The sequence below is a fragment of the Streptomyces sp. NPDC057939 genome (genome assembly GCF_042887545.1).
Lineage (GTDB): Bacteria > Actinomycetota > Actinomycetes > Streptomycetales > Streptomycetaceae > Streptomyces.
The window spans coordinates 14689-34362 of record NZ_JBHVPG010000030.1; the positions used below are offsets into that span (position 1 = coordinate 14689).

Below are 19674 nucleotides of genomic sequence, written 5' to 3' on the forward strand. Positions count from 1 at the left end.
CCTTTCTAGCCGACGGGGATTTCGAACTTGCTGGTCCGCTGCATGCCCGCGGCCCGGCCCTTGCCGGCGATGACCAGGGCCATCTTGCGGCTGGCCTCGTCGATCATCTCGTCGCCGAGCATCGCGGAGCCCTTCTTGCCGCCCGCCTCGGACGTGCACCAGTCGTACGCGTCGAGGATCAGCTCGGAGTGGTCGTAGTCCTCCTGCGACGGGGAGAAGACCTCGTTGGCCGCGTCGACCTGGCCGGGGTGCAGCACCCACTTGCCGTCGAAGCCGAGGGCCGCGGCGCGGCCGGCGACCTCGCGGTAGCCGTCCACGTTCTTGATCTGGAGGAAGGGGCCGTCGATCGCCTGGAGGTCGTGGGTCCGGGCGGCCATCAGGATGCGCATCAGGATGTAGTGGTAGGCGTCCGCGCCGTAGCCGGGCGGCTGCATGCCCACGACCAGGGACTTCATGTTGATCGAGGCCATGAAGTCGGCCGGTCCGAAGATGATGGTCTCCAGGCGCGGCGAGGCGCCCGCGATGGCGTCGACGTTCACCAGGCCCTTGGCGTTCTCGATCTGCGCCTCGATGCCGATCCTGCCGACCTCGAAGCCCATGGTCTTCTCGATCTGGGTGAGCAGGAGGTCGAGCGCCACGACCTGCTGGGCGTCCTGGACCTTCGGCAGCATGATGCAGTCGAGGTTCTGGCCGGCGCCCTCGACGACCGTGATGACGTCGCGGTACGTCCAGTGCGTCGTCCAGTCGTTGACGCGCACGACGCGGGTCTTGCCGGTCCAGTCGCCGTTGTTCAGCGCGTCCACGATGGTGTGGCGGGCGCCTTCCTTGGCGAGCGGGGCGCAGGCGTCCTCCAGGTCCAGGAAGACCTGGTCGGCGGGCAGGCCCTGGGCCTTCTCCAGGAAGCGCGGGTTGGAGCCCGGCACCGCGAGGCAGGAACGGCGCGGCCGCAGCCGGTTCACCGGGGAAGAGGGCGTGGTCATGCGGGGACCTCCGTGCTTTCGAGAGAGTCGAGCTTGTTGGCCTTGCGGATCTCGTCGACGATACGGCCGATGATCTCCGTGATGCCGAAGTCCTTCGGAGTGAACACTGCGGCCACCCCGGCCGCCTTCAGCGACACCGCGTCGGCATTGGGAATGATGCCGCCGACGATGACGGGGATGTCGCCCGCCCCCGCCGCGCGCAGGCGTTCCAGGACGTCGGGCACCAGCGCGCTGTGCGAACCGGACAGGATGGACAGTCCCACGCAGTGGACGTCCTCGGCCAGCGCCGCCGAGGAGATCTCCTCGGGCGTCAGCCGGATCCCCTGGTAGACCACCTCGAAGCCCGCGTCGCGGGCCCGCACGGCGATCTGCTCGGCGCCGTTGGAGTGCCCGTCCAGGCCGGGCTTGCCGACCAGCAGGCGCAGCCGGCCGGAGCCGAGCTCGTCGGCCGTGCGGGAGACCTTCTCGCGGACGAGCGCCATCGGCGTGCCCGCCTCGGCGGTGACCGCGACCGGGGCCGAGGAGACGCCGGTCGGGGCCCGGAACTCGCCGAAGACCTCGCGCAGGGCGCTCGACCACTCGCCGGTGGTGACGCCCGCCCGGGCGCACTCCAGGGTGGCCTCCATCAGGTTCTCGGTGCCCGCCGCGGCTTCCTTCAGGCGTTCGAGGGCCTGCTGGGTGGTCGGGAAGACGAAGGGGTCGCCGTTGCCCTGGCGGTCCGAGGACTCCTGTCGCTCGGCGCGCCAGCGGCGGATGCGCTCGACGGTCACGGCCTCGGTGGCCGGGTCGACCGTCATGATGGCGCCGTCCAGGTCGGCGGTGAGCGGGTTCTCCTCGGTCTGCTGGAAGCAGTTGACGCCGACGATCTTGTCCTCGCCGGCCTCGATCCGGGCGCGCCGCTCGGCGTGCGAGGAGACCAGCTGCGACTTGAGGTAGCCGGACTCGACGGCCGCCATCGCGCCGCCCATCTCCTGGATCCGGTCGATCTCGGCGAGGCACTCCTCGACGAGCGATCCGACCTTCGCCTCGATCACGTGGGAGCCCGCGAAGACGTCCTCGTACTCCAGCAGGTCGCTCTCGTGGGCCAGGACCTGCTGGATCCGCAGCGACCACTGCTGGTCCCACGGGCGGGGCAGGCCGAGCGCCTCGTTCCAGGCCGGCAGCTGCACGGCGCGGGCGCGGGCGTCCTTGGAGAGGGTGACGGCCAGCATCTCCAGCACGATGCGCTGGACGTTGTTCTCGGGCTGCGCCTCGGTCAGGCCCAGGGAGTTGACCTGGACGCCGTAGCGGAAGCGCCGCTGCTTCTCGTTGGTGATGCCGTAGCGCTCGTGGGTGACCTTGTCCCAGATGCGGCCGAAGGCGCGCATCTTGCACATCTCCTCGATGAAGCGGACGCCCGCGTTCACGAAGAAGGAGATCCGGGCCACGACCTCGCCGAACCGCTCCTCGGGCACCTGGCCGGAGTCGCGGACCGAGTCCAGGACGGCGATGGCGGTGGACATCGCGTACGAGATCTCCTGGACCGGGGTGGCCCCGGCCTCCTGCAGGTGGTAGCTGCAGATGTTGATCGGGTTCCACTTGGGGATGTGGTTGACCGTGTACGCGATCATGTCCGTCGTCAGGCGGAGCGAGGGCCCGGGCGGGAAGACGTGCGTCCCGCGCGAGAGGTACTCCTTGACGATGTCGTTCTGGGTGGTGCCCTGGAGCAGGGCGATGTCCGCGCCCTGCTCCTCGGCGGCCACCTGGTAGAGCGCCAGTAGCCACATGGCGGTGGCGTTGATCGTCATCGAGGTGTTCATCTGTTCCAGGGGGATGTCCTGGAACAGCCGGCGCATGTCACCCAGGTGGGAGACCGGGACCCCGACCCGACCGACCTCGCCGCGGGCGAGGATGTGGTCGGGGTCGTAGCCCGTCTGCGTCGGCAGGTCGAAGGCGACGGACAGGCCGGTCTGGCCCTTGGCGAGGTTGCGGCGGTACAGCTCGTTGGACGCCTCGGCCGTGGAGTGGCCGGCGTACGTCCGCATGAGCCACGGCCTGTCCTTCTGGCGCTCTGTCATCTCAGGCGATCCTCTGCGGACTTCAGATGTTCCGGAACCGGTTGATGGCGTCGATGTGCTGGGCGCGCAGCTCGTGGTCGCGGACGCCCAGGCCCTCCTCGGGGGCCAGCGCGAGGACGCCGACCTTGCCCTGGTGGAGGTTGCGGTGGACGTCGTAGGCGGCCTGCCCGGTCTCCTCCAGGGAGTAGACCTTCGACAGCGTGGGGTGGATCTTGCCCTTGGCGATGAGGCGGTTGGCCTCCCAGGCCTCGCGGTAGTTCGCGAAGTGCGAGCCGATGATCCGCTTGAGGGACATCCACAGGTAGCGGTTGTCGTACTCGTGCATGTAGCCCGAGGTGGAGGCGCAGGTGGTGATGGTGCCGCCCTTGCGGGTGACGTAGACCGAGGCGCCGAAGGTCTCGCGGCCGGGGTGCTCGAAGACGATGTCGATGTCCTCGCCGCCGGTCAGCTCGCGGATGCGCTTGCCGAAGCGCTTCCACTCCTTCGGGTCCTGGGTGTGCTCGTCCTTCCAGAACTTGTAGCCCTCGGCGTTGCGGTCGATGACCGCGGTCGCGCCCATGGCCCGACAGATGTCGGCCTTCTCGGGGCTGGAGACCACGCAGATCGGGTTGGCGCCGCCGGCCAGCGCGAACTGGGTGGCGTAGCTGCCGAGGCCGCCGCTGGCGCCCCAGATCAGGACGTTGTCGCCCTGCTTCATGCCGGCGCCGTTGCGGGAGACCAGCTGGCGGTAGGCGGTGGAGTTGACCAGGCCGGGGGAGGCGGCCTCCTCCCAGCTGAGGTGGTCCGGCTTGGGCATCAGCTGGTTCGACTTGACCAGGGCGATCTCCGCCAGGCCGCCGAAGTTCGTCTCGAAGCCCCAGATGCGCTGCTCGGGGTCGAGCATCGTGTCGTTGTGGCCGTCGGAGGACTCCAGCTCGACCGAGAGGCAGTGCGCGACGACCTCGTCACCGGGCTGCCAGGCGTTGACGCCGGGGCCGGTGCGCAGCACGACGCCCGCGAGGTCGGAGCCGATGACGTGGTACGGCAGGTCGTGGCGCTTGCTCAGGTCGCTGAGCTTGCCGTAGCGCTCCAGGAAGCTGAACGTGGAGACCGGCTCGAAGATCGAGGTCCACACGGAGTTGTAGTTGACCGACGAGGCCATGACGGCCACCAGGGCCTCGCCCGGGCCCAGCTCGGGCAGCGGGACGTGGTCGAGGTGGAGGGACTTGCGGGGGTCCTTCTCGCGGGTCGTGAGCCCCGCGAACATTTCCGCTTCGTCCTTGTGCACGGTGATCGCGCGGTACGAGTCGGGCAGCGGCAGCGCCGCGAAGTCTGCGGCGGTGGCGGACTGCGACTGAATCGCGTCCAGGATGTCCTTCACGGTATTGCCTCCGGCGAGCGCTGGTGAGGGTGCGCTGAGGGATACGCGGGTGCGCGGGGTGCGTGTGGTGTGGGTGGTGCGGGTGCCGTCGGTCCGGCGGAGCTGTGGTGCCGGCCCGCCTGTGGTGAGGCGGGCCCGGTGGCCTGGTGACGCAGGCATCCGGGGCGCGTTCCGTGCCGAGTGGGCGTGGGCCGCGGGGACATCCGGACGAGATTCAACGTATGGCACCCCGTGTCACTCGACAAGGCACCGCGTGCCAAAACTTTCTCTCATTTGCCGATTGACCTGCGCAGATGAGCGATGATCGATCAGAGTTACCCGCGAGTAGGGGCAAGGTGGACATACGACAACGGCCGCCCCCGAAACCGGGAGCGGCCGCTGTGACCGGAACCACCCGGCCGATGGCCGGGAAGTCCGCCTACTTGTTCCTGAGTGCCTCTTCGATGGTCCGCATGACCTCGTCCAGCGGAGCGTCCGTGCGGGCCACCGCGACCAGCACCTCGCCCTCGGTGCGCACCGCCGCCGGCGCCGGCGCCGGGGCGCCCGCCGTGCGGCCCGCGCCGATCCCGGACCCGAACGTCTTGCGCACGATCGAGAAGGCGTGGTCCAGCTGCGCCTCCACGTCGCCCTGCCCGCCGGCCCGCAGCCAGCGCCGCAGCACGTGGTTGTGGGCGGTCACCACCGCCGAGGCGGCCACCTCCGCCAGCAGCGGGTCGTCGTTGCCGTCGTGGTGGTCGGTCTCGTCGAAGTGCGCCAGCAGGTACCGGGTGAACAGCCGCTCGTAGCGGGCCACCGAGGCGATCTCCCGCTCGCGCAGCGCCGGCACCTCGCGGGTCAGCCGGTAGCGCTCCACCGACACCGACGGGGCGGCGGCGTACATCTTCATGACTTCCTTGATCCCCCGGCACACCGTGTCGAGCGGGTGCTCGTGCGCCGGCGCCACGTCCAGCACGGCCTCGGCGCGGGTCAGGGTGTCGTCGTGGTCCGGGAAGATCGCCTCTTCCTTGGACCGGAAGTGCCGGAAGAACGTCCGGCGGGCCACCCCGGCGGTCGCGGCGATCTCGTCGACCGTCGTGGCCTCGTACCCCTTGGTCGCGAACAGCTCCATGGCCGCCGTGGCCAGCTCCCGGCGCATCTTGAGCCGCTGGGCGGCCGCTCGGGTGCCGGCCGCGCTCTCCGGGACGTCCGGGGCGGAGGAGGCGCGGGGTGAGGTCTTGGCGGGCTGGGACATAGAGCGAAAGTACTTCATTCGCGCAGGGGAGCGCGCCTGTGGGGGGTGGAGGGGGGATGGATGCGGGGGAGGGCCCGCACTGGGCTCGGGAGGGTTCGTCCGCCGTGAGGGTCCGGCGGACCCGAGCAACCCTCCCCACGCATCCTGCTCGGGGCCCGGCCGGTTACCGGCGGGCGTACTCACGGAATCCGCGGCCGGTCTTGCGCCCAAGGCAGCCCGCCGCCACCAGGTGTTCCAGCAGCGGGGACGGGGCCAGACCGGGGTCGCGGAACTCCTGGTGGAGCACCTTCTCGATGGCGAGCGACACGTCCAGGCCGACCACGTCGAGGAGCTCGAAGGGCCCCATCGGGTAGCCGCCGCCCAGCTTCATCGCGGCGTCGATCTCGTCGATGCCCGCATAGTGCTGCTCGACCATCTTGATGGCGTTGTTCAGGTACGGGAACAGCAGCGCGTTCACGATGAAGCCGGCCCGGTCGCCGCAGTCCACCGGGTGCTTGCGCACCTTGACGCAGACCTCGCGGACGGTGGCGTGCACGTCGTCGGCCGTCAGGACGGTCCGCACGACCTCGACCAGCTTCATCGCGGGAGCCGGGTTGAAGAAGTGCATCCCGATCACGTCCTGGGGCCGCGACGTCGCACGGGCCACGGCGATCACCGGGAGCGAGGAGGTGGTGGTGGCCAGCACCGCGCCCGGCTTGCAGACCTTGTCCAGCCCGGCGAACAGCTCCTGCTTGACCGCGAGGTCCTCGGCGACGGCCTCGACGGCCAGGTCCACCTCGGCGAACGCCTCCAGCGAACCGGCCGGCGTGATCCGCGCCAGGGTCAGCCCGGCGGCCTCCTCGGTCAGTCGGCCCTTGGACACCGCACGGCCCAGGGACTTCCCGATCGCGGCCTTGGCGGCCTCCGCCTTCTCCTGGCTGCGGGCCGCCAGCACCACGTCGTAGCCGGCCTGCGCGAAGACCTGGGCGATACCGCTCGCCATCGTCCCCGAACCGGCCACGCCGACCGAGGAGACCGGGCGACCAGCGCCGAGCAGCGAACCGTCCGGCGGGGTCTGCAGGTCGCGGACGATCACCGAACTGCCCGGAGCCTCGTACGTGTAGAAGCCGCGCCCGGACTTCTGTCCGGTCAGGCCGGCCTCGGCGAGGTGGCCCAGGATCGGGGCCGGGGCGTGCAGCCGGTCACCGGAGGAGGCGTACATCGCCTCCAGGACGGTACGGGCCGTGTCCACGCCGACCAGGTCGAGCAGGGCCAGCGGCCCCATCGGCAGGCCGCAACCGAGCCGCATCGCGGCGTCGATGTCCTCGCGGGAGGCGTACTTGGCCTCGAACATGGCGGCGGCCTGGTTGAGGTAGCCGAACAGCAGGCCGTCGGCGACGAATCCGGGTCGGTCGCCGACCGACACGGGCTCCTTGCCGAGCTCGCGGGCCAGCTCGGTGACCGCCTCGACGGCCGGCGGCGCGGTGAGCACGCAGGAGACGATCTCGACGAGCTTCATCGCGGGCGCCGGGTTGAAGAAGTGCAGGCCCAGCACGCGTTCGGGGCGCAGCGACTCGGCGGCGAGCCGGGTCACCGAGAGGGCGTTGGTGCCGGTGGCCAGGATCGTGTCGGGCCGCACGATCGCGTCGAGCTCGCAGAACAGCCGGTGCTTGAGCTCGTAGTCCTCCGGGACGACCTCGATGACGAGGTCGGCCTCGGCGGCCGCGGCCAGGTCGGTGAAGGTGCGGAACCGGGCGAGGACGCCCTCCCGCTCCTGCTCGGTGATCAGTTCCCGGGTGACGGAACGGGCCGTGGCGGAGGCGAGGGCGGCGGTGGCGCGCCGGGCCGCGGCCTCGCTGACGTCGATGCCGATGACCTCGCGGCCGGCCCGGGCCAGGATCTCGGCGATGCCGGTGCCCATGGTGCCGAGGCCGACGACGGCGACGGTGCGGAGGGTGGACTGACTGGACGTGGACGGACGGTCCATCGCGGGACTCCAGTGGAAGAGGGTGACGACTGAGGGTGGCGGCGCGCGGTGCACGGCGCGCGCGGAAGCCGTACGGAGGAAACCGTGCGGAGCGGGCCCGGCGGACAGCGCCCTGAGGGAGGGGCGCGGCGGGCGGAGAAGCGGCACGACCCTGTCCCGGGGTCCTGCCGTGTGGTGAGGCGGGCGAACCGACTGGTACGGGGCGGCTGCGTCACCAGGCCGTCCTCGTACGTGTGTCAGTGACTCTAACCCGCCGGTAACTGGTCCGCCAGAGTGCGGAGATGTGACCTGGAACGCCCAAATGTACCGATCATCGATCATCGATCAACGAGGTCCGCGGAACACCCCGTACCGCGGAGCCGGCACCCCTAGGGTGGTCGGGTGAACGACGTGCTGGAGCGCCTGCGGGCGGAGTCGACCGGGTCCCCGGAGTACGAGGCGCTGCTCGCGGCGGACCCCGACGCACTCGCGGACTCCCTGACCTCGGCCGGCCGGCCCCTGTGGGCCCGCGAACTGGCCGCCTACCGCCTCGGCCTGGCCGGGGACCGGCGCGCCTTCGAGCCGCTGGTGCTGCTCCTGAACCACCGGGATCCGCCGCGCTGCGAGGCCGCCGCCCGGGCCCTGGCCGTCCTGGGGGACCCGCGCACCGCACGCGCGGCGGCGGCCCTGGCCACCAACTCCCTGCGCACCGCCTACGCCCTGCACCCGGTGCGGCTGCTGGCAGCGCTGCGCGCCCCCGAGTCGGCCCCCGCCCTGATCGCCACCCTGTCGCGACTGCTCGCGCCGCACGACCCGTACTGGCGGGTGGCGCTCGCCTGCGTGGAGGGGCTGGGGGCCCTGGCCGACGCCCGGGCCCGCGACGTGCTCGTGCGGGCGCAGTCCCACCCGCGCCTCGCGGTCGCGGCGACGGACGCCCTGGGCCGGTTGCTGGGCGGTCACCCGGACGCGTAGCCGCCCGGACGCGTATCCGCCCGGTCCCGGAGACGCGGTCCCCGGGTCCCGGCAGGTCCTGGGGACGGGTCAGGCGGGCAGGACCGCGAACGCCTCCACCTCAAGCAGGAGTTCCGGTCGGACGAGGGCCGCGACCTGGACCGCCGAGGACGCCGGGAGGAGGTCCGGGGCGATCACCTCGTCCCGGACCGCGCGCACGGCGGGCAGGTGGGCGACGTCCGTGACGAAGTAGGTCAGCTTCACCACGTGTTCGAAGCCCGCGCCCGCCGCCGCCAGGCACCGGCGCAGGTTCTCGAAGACCTGCCGGGCCTGGGCGGCGGCGTCGCCCTCGCCGACCACATCCCCCTCCTCGTCGAAGGCGCACTGTCCGGAGACCGCCACGAAACGGCCGGTCCCCCAGACGACGTGGCTGTATCCCGTGCCGGGCGCGACGCCCTCGGGAGCGGTGACGCGGGTGAGCCCGCCGGCCGGGTGCGGTGTCGTGATCATGGGAACGATCCTGCCCCGGCCGGGGTCAGTGGCGGAACCCCAGCAGGCCGTGCAGGGCGGCGCCGCCCGACGAGGGCGGGAGGGCCTTGGTCGCAGCCGGGGTCGGGGCGGGCTGCGCCGGGCAGGTCGCGTCGGCGGCCGCTCCCGTCCGCAGGTACGCGGCGAGCTTCTCGTCCAGGCACTTGTTGCCGCTGAGGGCGATGCCGTGGTTGCCGCCGCCCTCCTCGACCACCAGCGCCGAACCCTTCAGCTTGTCCCGCATGCTCACCGCGCCGCCGAAGGGCGTCGCCGCGTCCTCCGTCGCCTGGAACAGCAGCGCGGGCGGGAGTTCGGAGTTCGTCACGTCCGGCGCCCGCAGGGACTCCGTCGGCCAGAACGCGCAGGGCGCGTTGTACCAGGCGTTGTTCCAGGTCATGAAGGGCGCCTTGGCGTGCGTGCGCCACATGTCGGCGCGCCACGCGTTCCAGTCGGTCGGCCAGGCCGAGTCCCGGCACTGGACCGCCGTGTACACGCTGTACCCGTTGCCCGCCGAGGGCTCGACCGCGCCGAACCGCTCGTACGCCGCCACGAGCGGCTTCTGGTCCTGCTTCAGGACGTACGCGGCGAAGGCCTCGGCCAGGTTCGGCCAGTAGCCGTTGTAGTAGCCGCCCGGCATGTACGTGTCCTCCAGCTCGGCCGGGCCCACCTTGCCGCCCGCCGGGGCGGCGCGCAGCGCGTCCCGCATCCCGTACCAGAGCTTCTCGACCCGCGCCGGGTCGGTGCCCAGCCCGTACGTCGCGTCGTACTTGGCCACCCACGCCAGGAACGCCTTGTGGCGGGCGTCGAAGGCCAGGTCCTGGGAGAGGTTGTCCTCGTACCAGACCCCGGCCGGGTCGACCACGGAGTCCAGGACGAGGCGGTGCACCCGGTCCGGGTGGAGGCGGGCGTACACCGCGCCCAGGTAGGTCCCGTACGAGTAGCCGAAGTAGCTGAGGCGCTGCGCCCCGAGGGCCGTGCGCAGGACCTCCAGGTCGCGGGCGGCGGAGACGGTGCCGACGTGCGGGAGGACGTCCGCGTGCTTGGTCCGGCAGGAATCGGCGAAGGCGCGCACCCGCTCCAGGTTGGCCCGCTCGGTCGCCGCGTCGAGCGGCACGGAGTCCGGGCGGACGGGGTTGAAGTGCCCCGCGGCGCAGTCCAGGGACGGCTCGCTCCGGCCGACGCCCCGGGGGTCGAAGCCGATCACGTCGTACTGGGCTGCCACGTCCTTGGGCAGCGTGGCGGCGACGAACCCGGCCAGGGCGCGGCCGCTGCCGCCCGGGCCGCCGGGGTTGACCAGCAGCGGGCCCTGGGAGGTGGCGGCGGTGTGCGGCACCCGGGTCAGGGCCAGCGAGATCTGCCGCCCGGCGGGCCGGTCGTGGTCGAGGGGGACGGGGAGGGAGGCGCACTGGAGCGTCGGGTGGCGGGGGGTCGCGCAGCCGGTCCAGCGCAGCGCCGCCTGCCCGGGCGCGGAGGCGGCCGGGGCCGCCGGGTCCGCGGGGGCGGCCGTCACGGGACTCGTCAGCACGGCGGCGACGGCGGAGATCGACAGCAGGACGGCGGCGCGCCTCTTCGCGGCGGCGCGCTTCTTCGTGGGGTGGAGCATGGGGCCTCCCAGCCGAGGGTTCTGGGCGGAATCGTCCCGGAAACCGTGCCCGGAAAGCGGGATTGGGCGTCGCATTGGCCCGATGTGATGACCCTTCGAGGGCCGTCGCGGGTCACAACAGGGTCAGCTGCGTCGGCCCGGCCGCGGCCGCCCCTGCCGCTCCCGCGGGCGGCGGCGGGACCGCCCCCGCCCGGCGGGACGCCCCGCGGCCGCCCGGACCGATGCCGAATTCGGCCGCCAGCCGGTGGACTTGACGGGTGATCTGCCGCTGGTACCAGGTCGGCGCGTACGAACCGCCCGCGTACATCCGTTCGTACCGTTCGACCAGGTGGGGGTGGTGCTCGCCCAGCCAGGCCGTGAACCACTCGCGCGCCCCGGGCCGCAGATGGAGTACCAGGGGTGTCACGGACGTGGCCCCGGACTCCGCGACGGCCCGGACGGTGTCCCGCAGCTGCTCCGGGGAGTCGCCGAGGAAGGGGATCACCGGGGCCATCAGCACCCCGCACTCGATGCCCGCGTCGGTCAGGGTCCGTACGGCGTCCAGCCGGGCGGCGGGGGAGGGCGTCCCGGGCTCCACGGTCCGCCACAGGGAGGTGTCGGTGAAGCCGACGGAGACGGAGATGCCCACGTCGGTGACCTCGGCCGCCTCCCGGAGCAGGGGGAGGTCGCGCAGGATCAGCGTGCCCTTGGTCAGGATGGAGAAGGGATTGGCGCGGTCCCGCAGCGCCTCGATGATGCCCGGCATCAGCCGGTAGCGGCCCTCCGCGCGTTGGTAGCAGTCCACGTTGGTGCCCATCGCGATGTGCGCGCCCGTCCACCGGGGCGCGGCGAGCTCGCGGCGCAGCAGCTCCGGGGCGTTCGTCTTGACGACGATCTGCGAGTCGAACCCGAGGCCCGTGTCGAGATCGAGGTAGGCGTGGGTGCGGCGGGCGAAGCAGTACACGCACGCGTGACTGCAACCGCGGTACGGGTTGACCGTCCATTCGAACGGCATGCGCGAGGCGCCCGGGACCTTGTTGACGAGGGACCGTGCCCGGACCTCGTGGAAGGTGATCCCCCGGAACTCCGGGGTGTCGATCGTGCGGGTCACGACGGCGCCCGCCCCGAACAGCGCTGCGGGGCCGCCGGCGCGCACGTCCCCGGCTCCGTCGGCGTCATCGGTCAGGCTGTCCCAGCGCATCGGCGCCTCCCTCGGTGGCTCGACCCCGAGAATAGAACAAACGTTCCCATGATCGTGCGGACCGGCACCTGCGGCCCGAGGGGGCCGGTGCCGGGGCGGACCGGATTTGGGCGCCCGGGCCCGAGGTGGTTGGCTTCGCCGTGACGAGCGATCACAACTGCTGGAGGAACAGGTATGGCGCAGGTCGAGGCCACCACGGAGCGGATCATCGCGGCCGACGCGGAGACCGTGTTCGACACGCTGGCTGACTACAGCGGCTCCCGCGGCAAGCTGCTCCCCGAGCACTTCAGCGAGTACGAGGTCCGCGAGGGCGGCGACGGCGAGGGCACCCTCGTCCACTGGAAGCTCCAGGCCACCAGCAAGCGCGTGCGCGACTGCCTGCTGGAGGTCACCGAGCCCACGAACGGCCAGCTCGTGGAGAAGGACCGCAACTCCTCCATGGTCACCACCTGGACCGTGACCCCGGCCGGCGAGGGCAAGTCCAAGGTCGTGGCCAGCACCGTCTGGAACGGCGCCGGCGGCATCGGCGGCTTCTTCGAGCGCACCTTCGCCCCCAAGGGCCTCGGCCGCATCTACGACACCCTCCTCGACAACCTGGCCCGGGAAGTGGAGAGCTGAGCGGCGCCGCTCGCACGGCGCCCCCCGGGGCTCACCGGTTCGGGTGGAGTTCCGGCGGCCCCCCGTCGCCGGAACCCCGCCCCGGCCCCGCGCCGCCGGACGCCCCGGCGCCCCGCCCCGCGCGACCCGCGGTGCGCCGCGCCGTCCGGGGCGGGCCGCTCCCCGCGGATCGCCCGGCCAGGGCCTAGGGTGGGCCTCCCGCGACCCGACCCACCGGGGGCCCGATGAAGATCCTCATCTCCGCCGACATGGAGGGCGCCACGGGCGTCACCTGGCCCGAGGACGTCCTGCCCGGCGCGTCCCAGTGGGAACGCTGCCGCGGCCTGCTGACCTCCGACGTGAACGCCGCCGTACTCGGCTTCTACGACGGCGGCGCCGACCAGGTCCTCATCAACGAGGCCCACTCGACGATGCGCAACCTGCTGCTGGAGAGGCTCGACGCCCGCGTCGAACTGCTGACCGGCCGCCACAAGAACCTCTCCATGGTCGAGGGCGTCCAGCGCGGCGACGTCGACGGCATCGCGTTCCTCGCCTACCACACCGGCGCGGGGGCCGAGGGAGTCCTCGCCCACACCTACCTCGCCAACTCCATCACCGGCGTCTGGCTGAACGGCCTGCCCGCCAGCGAGGGCACCCTCAACGCACACGTCGTCGCCGAGTACGGAGTCCCCGTCATCCTCGTCACCGGCGACGACCTGACCTGCGTCGACGCCGCCGGCTACGCCCCGGACGCGATCACCGTCGCCGTCAAGGACCACGTGTCGCGCTACGCGGCCGTGTGCCGCACCCCGGCCCGCACCGCGGCCGACATCCGGGCCGCCGCCACCGAGGCCGCGGCGCTCGCCGTTCGCCACGAGCCGGTGCGCGGCGGCCCGTTCACCGTCGAGGTGGAGTTCGACGCCGAACACCTGTCGCTGGCCGCCGCCGTCGTCCCCGGCGTCGAACGTTCCGGCGAGCGTCGGGTCGAGTACACCAGCGGGACCATGTACGAGGGGATCCGCACCTTCAAGGCGGTCACGACGGTCGTCTCGGCGGCCGTGGAGGAGCAGTATGGCTGACATGCACCCGGTGGCCGAGGACGACGCAGCACTGGACCGGACGGCGTTCGACGAGGTGGTCGAGTTCACCTCCGCGCTGATCCGGATCGACACGAGCAACCGCGGCGGCGGCGACTGCCGCGAGCGGCCCGCCGCCGAGTACGTGGCCGAACGCCTGGCCGGCGCCGGACTGGATCCCGTCCTGCTGGAGCGCACCCCTGGCCGCACCAACGTGGTGGCCCGCATCGAGGGCACCGACCCCACGGCCGAGGCCCTCCTCGTCCACGGCCACCTCGACGTCGTCCCGGCCGAGGCCGCCGACTGGAGCGTGAACCCCTTCTCCGGCGAGGTCCGGGACGGGGTGGTCTGGGGCCGCGGCGCCGTGGACATGAAGAACATGGACGCGATGGTGCTGGCCCTCGTACGGGCCTGGGCGCGCCGGGGCGTTCGGCCCCGCCGGGACATCGTGATCGCCTACACCGCCGACGAGGAGGACAGCGCCGTCGACGGGTCCGGCTTCCTGGCCGACCACCACCCCCACCTCTTCGAGGGCTGCACGGAGGGACTCGGCGAGTCCGGCGCCTTCACCGTGCACGCCGGACCGGGCCGCACCCTCTACCCGATCGCGGCCGGCGAACGCGGCACCGCCTGGCTGAAACTCACCGCACACGGCACCACCGGGCACGGCTCCAAGCCGAACCGGGCCAACGCCGTCACCCGGCTCGCCGCGGCCGTCGCCCGGATCGGCGCACACCAGTGGCCGGTCCGCCTCACCGACACCGTCACCGCCTGCATCACCGAACTCGCCGCCCTGCAGGGCCTGTCGGTCACCCCGCGCGCCCCGGGCTTCGACGTCGACGCGTTCCTGCCCAAGCTCGGACCGGTCGGCGCGCTCGTCGAGGCCACCGTCCGCAACAGCGCCAACCCGACGATGCTCAGCGCCGGTTACAAACTGAACGTCATCCCCGGCCACGCCACCGCCTACGTCGACGGGCGCATCCTGCCCGGCGGCGAGGCCGAGTTCATGGCGACCCTCCAGGAACTCACCGGCCCCGACGTGCACTGGGAGTTCCACCACCGGGAGGTCGCGCTCGAAGCCCCCGTGGACGGCCGCACCTTCGCCGTGCTGCGCGAGAGCGTCGAGCACTTCGACCCCGACGGAAACGTCGTCCCCTTCTGCATGGCGGGCGGCACCGACGCCAAACAGTTCTCCCGGCTCGGCATCAAGGGCTACGGCTACTCCCCGCTCAGACTCCCGCCCGGCTTCGACTACTGGTCCCTCTTCCACGGCGTGGACGAACGGGTCCCCGTCGACGCACTCCACTTCGGCGTCCGCGTCCTCGACCGCGCCCTGCGCGCGCTGTGAAGGGAGCCCGGTGATGGCGGCCCCAGGCCCGTACCTGCCGTACGGCAGCTGGCCCTCCCCGATCGACGCCGTGCTCGCCGCCTCCCACGACGGTCGCCCCGAGTACCTGGGCACCGTCGGCGCCGAGGTGTGGTGGACCGAGCCCCGCCCGAAGGAGGGCGGCCGGCGCGCCCTGGTGCGCCGCCCCGCCGACGGACGGGCCGCCCGGTCCGTGCTGCCCGCCCCCTGGAACGTGCGCAGCCGGTTCACCGAGTACGGCGCCATGCCCTGGGCGGGCGCCGAACGGCCGGCCGGGGGACCGCTCGTGGTGTTCGTCCACCACGCCGACCAGCGGATGTACGCGTACGAACCCGACGCGCCCGGCAGCCCCGCACCGCGCCCGCTGACGCCCCTGTGCCCCCGACCGGCGGGGTGGGGCGGCCTGCGGTGGGCCGACCCCGTGCTGCGCGGCGCCGAGGTGTGGTGCGCGCTGGAGGAGTTCACCGGCCCCGGACCGGGTGACGTGCGCCGGGTGACCGCTGCCGTACCGCTCGACGGCTCGGCCGCCGACGACCGGACCGCCGTACGGGAACTCACCGACGACCGGCACCGCTTCCGGACCGGGCCCCGGCTGTCCCCCGACGGGCGGCGCGCCGCCTGGCTGGTCTGGGACCACCCCCGGATGCCCTGGGACGGCACCGAACTCCAGGTCGCCGACGTGACCCCGGACGGCACGCTCGACACCCCCCGCACCGTCCTGGGCGGCCCGGACGAGGCCGTCGCCCAGGTGGCGTGGGCCGCCGACGGCAGCCTGCTCGCGGTGAGCGATCGCAGCGGCTGGTGGAACCCGTACCGGGTGGACACCGGGGGCGGCGGGGCGGTCAACCTGTGCCCCCGCGAGGAGGAGTTCGGCGGCCCCCTGTGGAAGCCGGGGCTGAGCTGGCTGGCCCCGCTCTCCGGGTCCCGCGCCGAGGGCTCCGGCGGCGGGCTCCTCGCCGTCCTGCACGGCCGCGGCTCCTCGGTCCTCGGCGTCCTCGACCCCGACAGCGGGGACCTCGTCGACGCCGCGGGACCCTGGACCGCCTGGCAGCCGACCCTGGCCGTCAGCGGTACCCGCGTCTACGGCGTCGCGGCGAGCCCGCGCAGCGCCTACGAGGTCGTCGAACTGGACACCACCACGGGCCACGCCCGGGCCGTCGGCGCCCACGCCGCCGACCCCGTGGACCCCGCCCACTACCCGGAACCGCAGACCAGGACCTTCCCCGGCCCCGGCGGGCGGGAGATCCACGCGCACGTCTACCCGCCGCACCACCCCGCCGTGCGGGCCCCGGCCGACGAACGGCCCCCGTACGTGGTGTGGGCGCACGGCGGCCCCACCGACCACGTCCCGCCCGCCCTGGACCTGCACATCGCCTACTTCACCTCGCGCGGCATCGGCGTCGTCGAGGTGAACTACGGGGGCTCCACCGGATACGGACGCGCCTACCGGGAGCGGCTGCGCGAACAGTGGGGGGTGGTCGACGTCGAGGACTGCGCGGCCGTCGCCCGGGCGCTGGCCGCCGAGGGCACCGCCGACCCCGCCCGGCTCGCCGTCCGCGGCGGCAGCGCCGGCGGCTGGACGGCGGCCGCCTCCCTGGCGGCCACCGACCTCTACGCCTGTGCCGCGATCATCTACCCGGTACTGGACCTGCGGGCCTTCGCCGCCGAGACCCACGACCTCGAATCCCACTACACCGACGGGCTGGCCGGACCGCCGCAGACCCTGGCCCTGCGCAGCCGCGAGCGGTCCCCGGTGGCCCGCGCCGACCGGATCACCGCCCCCTTCCTGCTGCTCCAGGGGCTGGACGACCCGGTCTGCCCGCCCGCCCAGGCCGAGCGGCTGCTCACCGCGCTGCGGGGCCGCGCGGTACCGCACGCCTACCTCACCTTCGAGGGCGAGGGCCACGGGTTCCGGCGCGCGGAGACGATCGTCACGGCACTGGAGGCGGAACTGTCGCTGTACGCACAGGTCTTCGGGATCGACCGGGACGACGTCCCCCGTCTGGCCCTGCACAGCTGACCCCCGGACGCCCCGCGGGCGGATCATGGGCCCATGACCCACCAAGCCCCGAAGAGCGGCTCCCAGGGCCGCGGCACGTTCACCCCGGCCCGCGTGGGCATCCTCGCCCTCGCGGTCCTCACCCTCGTCTTCATCTTCGAGAACACCCGGTCGACGGAGATCCGGCTGCTGGTCCCCATCGTCACGATGCCGCTCTGGGTGGCCCTGCTCAGCACGGCACTGCTCGGCGCGCTCTGCGGCGCGTACCTGGCCCGGCGCCGCCGCCCCAGGTAGCGCGGGTCGTGCCGCCCCGGGCGGCCGGCGCGCGAAGGCGGCCGACGAGGCCGCACGGGCCGATCCGCGTCGGGCGCGGGCCCGGTCGCGCGGGTGGTGCCGTGTCGGGTGCCGACGAGGCCGCGCGGGCCGTTCCGTGGCGGGTGCGGGCCCGGTCGCGGGGGTCGTGCCGTGTCGGGCGCCGACGAGGCCGCCGCGGTCCGCGACGGCCGGCCGCTCAGGTCGTGTGGAGCCAGACGCGGAGCGGTCCGATCGGGGCGAACCCGGCGCGGACGGCCGCGTCGAGGTCCTCCCCGTGCTCGTAGCCCACGACATGCAGCCCCGGCCACAGCTCGTGGGCGGCGCCGACGGCGGCCGCCCACGCGGAGTCCGAGCCGGCCGGGTCCGGGGCGAACAGGTTGGACACGCCGACGACCCCGCCCCCGAGGCTGAGAACGGCCCCGGCCACGATCCGGCCACCGGCGCGGCCCGCCAGGAAGACGACCTCCGGGGAGATCAGCTCCGGTCGGAACAGCCCGGACGGCTCCCCTTCGTCCCACGCCGCCTCCCAGTCGGCCAGCTCCCCGGCGTCGCGGACCCGCGACCACACCGGGCCCCCGTCGCCCCCGTCGCCCCCGCCGGCGGCCGCGGGCCCCGCCGGACGGTGGATCCACCGGGCCTCGAAGAGCACCTCGAAGCCCGCCGGGCCCAGGTCCAGCGCGGCGAAGCTGTCCTTCACGCTGCACCCCGGCGAGGCCGTGTCGACGCCGCCCAGCACCTCGGCCGCGGTGGCCCCCGGAGTCAGGGACACCGCGTCCGGATACAGCGCGGGGGTGCGCGCGGCACCGCTCCAGGCGGCCGGCGCGAAGACCGTCGGCACTCCGTGGGCGCGGCTGACGGCGTCGCACCAGTCGGCGTTGTTGCGGGCCGCGGCGAGCAGCAGGGCGGAAACGTCCTCAGCGATCATCACCGGGGGATGGTGCCACGGCCCCTAGCCTGGGGCGATGGAATATTCACACTACGTCGCCACCGGCCCGGCGGTCGGCCTGCGGCCCTACCGACAGTCCGACGGCCCCGAGTTCACCGCCCGCGCGCACGAGAGCCTGCACCTGCACCGGCCCTGGCTGTTCCCGCCCGTCACCGTCGCGGAGTACGAGCCCTACGCGACCCGCCTCGCGGGCGACGAGGCCCGCGCCGGGTTCCTGGTCTGCGAACTCGCCACCGGGGCCATCGCCGGTTTCGTCAACGTCAACAACATCGTCCTGGGCGCCTTCCGGTGCGGCGCCCTGGGCTACGGCGCCTTCGCCCACGCCGCCGGCCGCGGCCTGATGGGCGAGGCCCTCGACCTCGTCGTCGAACACGCCTTCGCACCCCAGGACCGGGGCGGCCTCGGCCTGCACCGCCTGGAGGCCAACATCCAGCCGGCCAACGCCGCCTCCATCGCCCTGGTCAGGAGCCGTGGCTTCCGCCTCGAAGGCTTCTCCCCGGACTTCCTGCACGTCGACGGCGCCTGGCGCGACCACGAACGCTGGGCCTTCACGGCCGGCGGACCCCGCCGGCCGAAAACCGGGACCGCGGAGCCCGAGTCGCCCAGGATGGAGTCATGAGAAGCCTCGTACTCATCGACGCACCCTCCAACCTCGGCCTGCGGCCGCCCGCGCCCGGCACGGTCCCCGGGGTCCACAAACTGGCCGGTGCCCTGCGGGAGCAGGGACTGCTGCACCGGCTCGGCGCACGCGAGGGCGGGGTCGTCGTCCCGCCCCGCTACGACCGGGGCGACTGGCGGGAGGGCGACGGCGTCTTCCACGCGGAACCCATCGCCGGGTACACCACCGTCCTCGCCGACCGCATCGAGAAGCACCTGCGGGCCGGCGAGTTCCCCGTCGTACTCGGCGGCGACTGCTCCATCCAACTCGGCGCCGCTCTCGCCATGCGCCGCATCGGCCACTACGGGCTGGCCGCGATCGACGGGTCCGCCGACTTCCGCCACCCCGGCAACGAGGCCGTCAACGGGCCCGTCGGCGCCGCCGCCGGCGAGGAACTCGCCCTGGCCACCGGCCGCGGCCAGGCCGACCTGACCGGCCTGGAAGACCTCGGCCCCTACCTGCGCGACGAGGACGTACGCCTCTTCGGACTCCGCGACGGCGACCCGGACCTGCCCGAACTGCGCGCCGCCGGGATCGCCGCCGCCACCGTCGGCGACATCCGGGAGCGGGGCGCCGCGGCCGTGGCCCGGGCCGCGTTGGAGGGGCTGCACCCGCCGCGCACGGACGGTTTCTGGATCCACCTGGACGCCGACGTGCTGGACCCGTCCGTCATGCCCGCCGTGGACAGCCCCGAACCGGGCGGGCTGCTGCCCGACGAACTCGCCGGACTGCTCGACGTACTGGCCCGTTCGCCGCGCTGCGTCGGGCTCAACGTCACCGTCTACGACCCGGACCTGGATCCGGACGGGCGTGCGGGAGCGCTGCTCGCCGATCTCGTATCGGACGCCTTTGCGTAATCCTGACCGGTGGTGATCGGCGGAA

General features: G+C 73.2%; 17 protein-coding genes. 8 read left to right on the forward strand and 9 right to left on the reverse strand.

Going from position 1 to position 19674, the window contains the following annotated elements; translation table 11 throughout:
* Positions 1-5: 5 nt before the first annotated feature.
* From ACFVS6_RS27520 to ACFVS6_RS27540, 5 genes are all read right to left on the reverse strand, one after another.
* Positions 6-980, reverse strand: a complete 975-nt coding sequence (locus ACFVS6_RS27520) for an HpcH/HpaI aldolase/citrate lyase family protein (protein WP_389707881.1) — start codon at positions 978-980, stop codon at positions 6-8.
* Entirely contained in the window at positions 977-3037 is a 2061-nt protein-coding gene (locus ACFVS6_RS27525) for a protein meaA (RefSeq protein ID WP_389707883.1), read from the reverse strand. The genes ACFVS6_RS27520 and ACFVS6_RS27525 overlap by 4 nt, the downstream gene beginning before the upstream one ends.
* A gap of 22 nt (positions 3038-3059) precedes the next feature.
* Positions 3060-4397, reverse strand: coding sequence for a crotonyl-CoA carboxylase/reductase (ccrA, locus tag ACFVS6_RS27530; RefSeq protein WP_389707885.1), 1338 nt, complete (start codon positions 4395-4397; stop codon positions 3060-3062).
* Positions 4398-4815: 418 nt separating this feature from the next.
* Positions 4816-5628 (reverse strand): TetR family transcriptional regulator, encoded by an 813-nt coding sequence (locus ACFVS6_RS27535; protein ID WP_389707887.1) that lies wholly within the window; start codon positions 5626-5628, stop codon positions 4816-4818.
* A 163-nt stretch (positions 5629-5791) separates the two neighbouring features.
* Positions 5792-7594, reverse strand: a complete 1803-nt coding sequence (locus ACFVS6_RS27540) for a 3-hydroxyacyl-CoA dehydrogenase family protein (RefSeq protein WP_389707889.1) — start codon at positions 7592-7594, stop codon at positions 5792-5794.
* A 381-nt stretch (positions 7595-7975) separates the two neighbouring features.
* Between ACFVS6_RS27540 and ACFVS6_RS27545 the strand changes: the two genes are divergently transcribed.
* Positions 7976-8545 (forward strand): HEAT repeat domain-containing protein, encoded by a 570-nt coding sequence (locus tag ACFVS6_RS27545; RefSeq protein WP_281206383.1) that lies wholly within the window; start codon positions 7976-7978, stop codon positions 8543-8545.
* Positions 8546-8614: 69 nt separating this feature from the next.
* Here the strand turns inward: ACFVS6_RS27545 and ACFVS6_RS27550 are convergent, their stop codons facing one another.
* From ACFVS6_RS27550 to ACFVS6_RS27560, 3 genes are all read right to left on the reverse strand, one after another.
* The gene (locus ACFVS6_RS27550; RefSeq protein ID WP_389707891.1) at positions 8615-9034 is read right to left on the reverse strand and encodes a RidA family protein; all 420 of its coding nucleotides are present in this window, start codon (positions 9032-9034) and stop codon (positions 8615-8617) included.
* Between the two features lie 25 nt (positions 9035-9059).
* Positions 9060-10655, reverse strand: coding sequence for an alpha/beta hydrolase (locus ACFVS6_RS27555; protein WP_389707893.1), 1596 nt, complete (start codon positions 10653-10655; stop codon positions 9060-9062).
* 112 nt (positions 10656-10767) lie between these two features.
* Positions 10768-11835, reverse strand: a complete 1068-nt coding sequence (locus ACFVS6_RS27560) for an Rv2578c family radical SAM protein (protein ID WP_389707895.1) — start codon at positions 11833-11835, stop codon at positions 10768-10770.
* A 174-nt stretch (positions 11836-12009) separates the two neighbouring features.
* Here ACFVS6_RS27560 and ACFVS6_RS27565 point away from each other — a divergent pair, with 174 nt between their 5' ends.
* The 5 genes from ACFVS6_RS27565 to ACFVS6_RS27585 all read left to right on the forward strand — a co-directional run bounded on the left by ACFVS6_RS27565 (position 12010) and on the right by ACFVS6_RS27585 (position 17167).
* Positions 12010-12453 (forward strand): SRPBCC family protein, encoded by a 444-nt coding sequence (locus tag ACFVS6_RS27565; protein WP_389707897.1) that lies wholly within the window; start codon positions 12010-12012, stop codon positions 12451-12453.
* 224 nt (positions 12454-12677) lie between these two features.
* Positions 12678-13511, forward strand: a complete 834-nt coding sequence (locus tag ACFVS6_RS27570; RefSeq protein WP_389707899.1) for a M55 family metallopeptidase — start codon at positions 12678-12680, stop codon at positions 13509-13511.
* Position 13512: 1 nt separating this feature from the next.
* Positions 13513-14856 (forward strand): M20/M25/M40 family metallo-hydrolase, encoded by a 1344-nt coding sequence (locus ACFVS6_RS27575; protein WP_389707982.1) that lies wholly within the window; start codon positions 13513-13515, stop codon positions 14854-14856.
* A 13-nt stretch (positions 14857-14869) separates the two neighbouring features.
* Positions 14870-16894, forward strand: a complete 2025-nt coding sequence (locus tag ACFVS6_RS27580; RefSeq protein ID WP_389707901.1) for a prolyl oligopeptidase family serine peptidase — start codon at positions 14870-14872, stop codon at positions 16892-16894.
* Between the two features lie 33 nt (positions 16895-16927).
* Complete coding sequence (locus tag ACFVS6_RS27585; protein WP_389707903.1) at positions 16928-17167, forward strand: DUF1049 domain-containing protein; 240 nt, start codon at positions 16928-16930, stop codon at positions 17165-17167.
* Positions 17168-17384: 217 nt separating this feature from the next.
* Here ACFVS6_RS27585 and ACFVS6_RS27590 read toward each other — a convergent pair whose 3' ends face one another.
* The gene (locus ACFVS6_RS27590) at positions 17385-18113 is read right to left on the reverse strand and encodes a hypothetical protein (RefSeq protein WP_389707984.1); all 729 of its coding nucleotides are present in this window, start codon (positions 18111-18113) and stop codon (positions 17385-17387) included.
* Positions 18114-18150: 37 nt separating this feature from the next.
* On the opposite strand from ACFVS6_RS27590, the gene ACFVS6_RS27595 reads away from it, so the two are divergent.
* Both ACFVS6_RS27595 and ACFVS6_RS27600 read left to right on the forward strand, forming a co-directional pair.
* Positions 18151-18753 carry a GNAT family N-acetyltransferase gene (locus ACFVS6_RS27595; RefSeq protein ID WP_389707905.1) on the forward strand — a complete coding sequence of 201 codons (603 nt, stop codon included), beginning with the start codon at positions 18151-18153 and terminating at the stop codon, positions 18751-18753.
* Positions 18750-19649, forward strand: coding sequence for an arginase family protein (locus ACFVS6_RS27600; protein ID WP_389707907.1), 900 nt, complete (start codon positions 18750-18752; stop codon positions 19647-19649). The genes ACFVS6_RS27595 and ACFVS6_RS27600 overlap by 4 nt, the downstream gene beginning before the upstream one ends.
* The last annotated feature ends 25 nt before the right edge of the window (positions 19650-19674 follow it).